The sequence below is a fragment of the Aeromonas finlandensis genome, from assembly GCF_000764645.1.
Lineage (GTDB): Bacteria > Pseudomonadota > Gammaproteobacteria > Enterobacterales > Aeromonadaceae > Aeromonas > Aeromonas finlandensis.
Genome location: NZ_JRGK01000146.1, coordinates 1 through 4,010 on the forward strand (window position 1 = coordinate 1; position 4,010 = coordinate 4,010).

The window sequence follows — 4,010 nt, forward strand, 5'->3', positions numbered from 1 at the left end:
ATCGAAGAGACTGCGCTGCAAACCAACCTGGAAGCGGCCGACGAAATTGCCCGTCAATTGCGTCTGCGCGACCTGGGTGGCCTGATCGTTATCGACTTCATTGACATGACGCCGGTTCGCCATCAGCGCGAAGTGGAAAACCGTCTGCGTGAAGCGGTTCATCAGGATCGTGCCCGCATCCAGCTGGGCCGGATCTCCCGTTTCGGTCTGCTGGAGATGTCTCGCCAGCGTCTGCGTCCCTCCCTCAACGAGTCCAGCAGCCATATCTGCCCTCGTTGCCAGGGTCAAGGCGTGATCCGTGACAACGAATCCCTCGCCCTGTCCATCCTGCGTCTCATCGAAGAAGAGGCCATGAAGGACAATACCGAGCAGGTTCACGGCCAAGTGCCGGTAGATGTTGCCGCCTATCTGCTTAACGAGAAGCGTGCCGCCATCGCCAGTCTGGAACAGCGCAATGATGTGCGTGTTTACATCATTCCGAACCAGCATCTGGAAACCCCGCACTACGAAGTGACCCGCATTCGTCAGAACGAGATCCCGGAAGCAGCCAGCTACGAGCTGAAAACCGAGATTGCCAAGCCGACCTACCAGCCGAAACAGGCCCAGGTGATCGAGCGTGAGCAACCGCTGTTGCAAGGCTTTGCCCAACCGGCACAACCTGCTCCTGTTGCACCGCAACAGCCGGCGGCGCCCGTTGCTGCAGCCCCTGCCGAAGCCGGTTTCTTCAGCAAGCTGATCAAAGGCATTACCGGCCTGTTCAGCAGCGATGCAGCCCCTGCCGAAGTGAAAGCGCCAGCCGAGAAACCGGCAGCACAGGAAGCTCGCAAGGATGAAGGTCATCGTCATCAGCGTGATGACGCTCGTGGCCGTGGTCAGCGTCCTCGTCGTGACGACAATCGCAACAACCGCAACAACGCGGAAGCTGGCGAGAAGCGTGAAGGTGGCAACCGCGAAGCCGGTGAAAACCGCAATCGCCGTCCCCGCAAAGAGCGCGAGCCTCGTCAGGAGCGTGAAGCCCGTGGTGACGTGCGCAGCGAACAGCGCATGGAACGTGAACCCCGTCAGGAGCGCGAGCCTCGCGAACCGCGTCAAGAACGTGAACCACGTGCGCCGCGTCCGGCCCGTGAACCTCGCGCTCCCCGTGAGCCCCGTGCCGAAGTTGTTGTGGAAGCGGTAGAAGCCGTTGATGCAGCTGCCACCCTGCCACGTCAGGAGAAAGAGCAGAAAGTGGCCGAGCGCCGCGAACGTCGTCAACTGCGCAAGCAGATCCGCGTCGATGTCGCCGCTGCTGATACCTCTGCCCTGCCGGCTGACGAAGTACCTGCGCAAGCTGAGGTGCTCGATGCCACCGTTGGTAACGAGCAGGAAGAGCAGAGTGAAGGCCAGCGCCGTTCACGCCGCACTCCGCGCAGCCAACGCATCGAAGGTCAGCGCCGCAAGCGAATCAACGAAGATGCCCGCAGCCAGCGTGACGAAGAACAGCAAGATACCACCACGCTGACCACCGCAGCCCAGGCAGATATTGCCAAAGCACAGGTTGAAGAGCCGGTAGTGCCTGTTGTCACCATCCCGAGCGCTGAAGCCATTGCCGCAGCCCTGCAGGCCTCTGCAGCACTGACCGAGCACGTGGTTGCCGAGGCCATCGCTGAAGAAGCTGCCGAGCAGGCCACTGCCCAGGTTGAAGCAACTCAAACCGATGTTGCCGTAAGCCCGGTTGTTGAAGCCGTTGCTGAGGTAGTGGTTGCAGCAGAGCCAGAAGTATCGGTTGTCGCTGCTCCGGTTGCCGACGTGGCTCCCGACACAGTGGTTGAAACTGTACCGGTTGTTGACGTCCCTGTTGTCACCGCGCCTGTCGTAGAAGCTGCACCGGTCGCCGCTGCACCGGTCGCCGCTGCACCGGTCGCCGCTGCAGTCGAGATGCCAGCTGTTGTTGTCGAAACCCCGGCACCTGTCGCTGCCGTTGTGGTGGAAGAGACTCCGGTCGTCACCAAACAGGTAGCACACGGTGCTGGCTTGCTGGCTCGTGCCCGCAAGGCATCCGCGCCGATGGCAACTCCTGCTGAAGCACCTGCCCTGCCTGCCCGTGAGCCGGTTAACTACCCGCCGCTGGTACGCAACGAGGTGAGCACGTCAGGTCGTCATGGTGGCAGCACTGCCGCCGTCAACGTGGCAACTTGCCCGGCTGGCCGTCCATAACCGCTCAGTCATACTGGTTAGTAAAAAGCCACACCAATAGGTGTGGCTTTTTTTTATCCCTTTGTCCCGTCCTGAATATGGTTTACACCTTTCCCCCCAATAAATGGAGAGCCCGATGGGACAAGGTGTGAAACGGACACTACGCGATTACTCGCTGACTTTTAAACTGGCGCTGGTCGAGCAGATTGAAAAAGGCGAGCTCACCTACAAACAGTCTCAGGTGCGTTATGGTATTCAGGGTAACTCGACCGTTCTGGTGCGCGCCGGCAGGAGCATCACCATGACAGATCCCGACAACCAGATGCCCGAACAACGTATCAATGAGCTCGAGCAGCAGCTGGCGCTGATGAGCCAGAAGGCCCAGTTCTTTGAGGCCGTCGTCGATGTGCTCTGCCCCCTTACGCAATCCTGCTGGTTGAAATCCCCCCCCCTGCAGCTCTTATATGCTCTCTGTCGGACCTCTTTTCGAATAGCCATAACATGTAAGTAAAGTTTGATAGAGATATGGTTATTCCAAATTATTGTTTGTTGGCATATCAATATTTTTGAATATCAGGGAATTTATCGACGGGCGTGACTGGACGCCGCATTCCTGTATACCTCTTTTTGTGGGCAGGTTGCTTTCATACTATCGCCTGTATTGTCGAGAAATTTGGCACTTACCCACCTCAAACAACCAAGCCTCTAATATACCGCAATTGTCCAGCCAGCCAGTTCAAGCGAGCCTGTGGTCGTGGAGCAAGCCATCTCTTGATATGACCTATTCCGCATACACCAACGTCATCCAATGCCTCCACAGCCAAGCCGTTGTGCTGCCCTCACCCTCTCGACACTACATAGATAGCGACATTACTACTCCCCCCTGACAACTTGCGGTTAAATGAAATCGCAGGCATGAAAAAAGGGCCCGCAGGCCCTTTAAAACATCACGTGAAATCAGCTGAAGAAATGGTGACTGACGATGAACAAGCCACCAGAGAGCAGCATGGTCATCGGCAGCGTCAGCACCCAAGCCATCAGGATAGTCTTGATGGTTTGGCTCTGCAGGCCGGATTTGTTGGCAATCATGGTACCCGCTACCGCCGAGGAGAGGATATGGGTGGTGGATACCGGCATACCGGTCAAACTAGCCACACCGATGGACGTAGCCGCAGTGATCTGGGCAGCGATGCCCTGGCTGTAGGTCATGCCAGTGGTACCGATCTTCTCGCCCACGGTATGGACGATACGACGCCAGCCCACCATGGTACCGCAACCCAGCGCCAGTGCGATGGAGACGATAACCCAGGTCGGTGCATATTCAGCGGTCGCGGTCAGATCCTTGCGCCATTTGGCCAGGTCGGTCAGCTCCTTCGCTGGCAGTGGCAGCTTGGCTACCTTGCGAGCAGTATCATCGATACAGAGCAGCAGACGACGAACCTCACGGCGATCGGTCAGGTTCAGCTCTTCATAGGTACGAACAGCCCCAAGACGGGAATCAAGGGTCGCCATCGCCTGTAGCACGCCATCGGCGGAGCAGTGGGTCATCAGCTCTTCCTGTACTGTTGCCGGCGCAGAGAAGTTGATGACACCACCCAATGCGGCCTGGTTGCGCTGGTAGATCTCCATGATGCGCTGGTTGGCATCCTGAGTCCGATCCAGATCATAGGAGCGACTGCTCATGTCCAGTGCAAAATAGGCGGGCGCCATGCAGATCAGCACCAGCATCACCAGACCAATGCCCTTCTGGCCATCGTTGGAGCCGTGTACAAAGCTCACCCCCATGGCGGAGGCCACCAGGGTCAGACGCGCCCAGAACGGTGGGTGTTTCTTGC

The 4,010-nt window shown here is 58.1% G+C and carries 2 protein-coding genes and 1 pseudogene; 2 read left to right on the forward strand and 1 reads right to left on the reverse strand.

Features of this window, described 5'->3' with window-relative positions:
• Together LD28_RS0111635 and LD28_RS0111640 are read left to right on the forward strand one after the other, a co-directional pair.
• A partial coding sequence (locus tag LD28_RS0111635; RefSeq protein WP_033137134.1) for a ribonuclease E/G occupies positions 1-2,196 on the forward strand: 2,196 nt, incomplete at its 5' end.
• Positions 2,197-2,311: 115 nt separating this feature from the next.
• Positions 2,312-2,587, forward strand: a pseudogene (locus LD28_RS0111640) (IS3 family transposase); the annotation flags it as partial.
• A gap of 545 nt (positions 2,588-3,132) precedes the next feature.
• On the opposite strand, the gene LD28_RS0111645 reads toward LD28_RS0111640, so the two are convergent.
• Positions 3,133-4,010 (reverse strand): inorganic phosphate transporter (locus LD28_RS0111645; RefSeq protein ID WP_033137135.1); only part of this gene is annotated, 878 nt, incomplete at its 5' end.